Origin of the sequence: Pseudomonas sp. KB_15 (assembly GCF_052114525.1) — a bacterium.
GTDB lineage: Bacteria > Pseudomonadota > Gammaproteobacteria > Pseudomonadales > Pseudomonadaceae > Aquipseudomonas.
Map to the genome: position 1 here is coordinate 1 of NZ_JBFREX010000192.1, position 472 is coordinate 472.

Annotated in this window: 1 protein-coding gene; it reads left to right on the forward strand. The window is 71.6% G+C overall.

Features of this window, described 5'->3' with window-relative positions:
* Positions 1 to 472 (forward strand): aminotransferase class I/II-fold pyridoxal phosphate-dependent enzyme (locus AB4Z35_RS30405; RefSeq protein ID WP_442101215.1); only part of this gene is annotated, 472 nt, incomplete at both ends.

Consider the following 472-nt stretch of genomic DNA (forward strand, 5'->3'; position numbering starts at 1 on the left):
CCCCACTGGGAGGCGCCGGGGCTCAACGCCGCCTGGCTGCTTTCCGATGTGTTCGCCGACCATTCCGTGCCGATCAAGGCCGGCGCGGGCTGGCTGCCGGGCGACTGGCTCAACGAGGAAGGGCTGCACCAGGCCATGCGCAGCGCCGCGCGCGTGCCGGCCGCGCAGGTCTCGGGCTACGGCCATCCCTATGGCTTCGCGCCGCTGCGCGAGCACATCGCCGCGCATATGAGCCAGTACGGCATGCCGGTGCAGGCGCAGCAGGTGGTGCTGACCCAGGGCGCCACGCAGGCGCTGGACCTCGTGGTGCGCACGCTGCTGCGCCCTGGGGACACGGTCCTCGTGGAAGCGCCCTGCTATTGCAATCTATTGCAGATCCTGCGGCTGGCCGGGTTGCGCGTAGTGGGCGTGCCGCGCACGGCGGCCGGGCTCGATACCGACGCGCTCGAAGACGCCATCCGCCAGCACACCC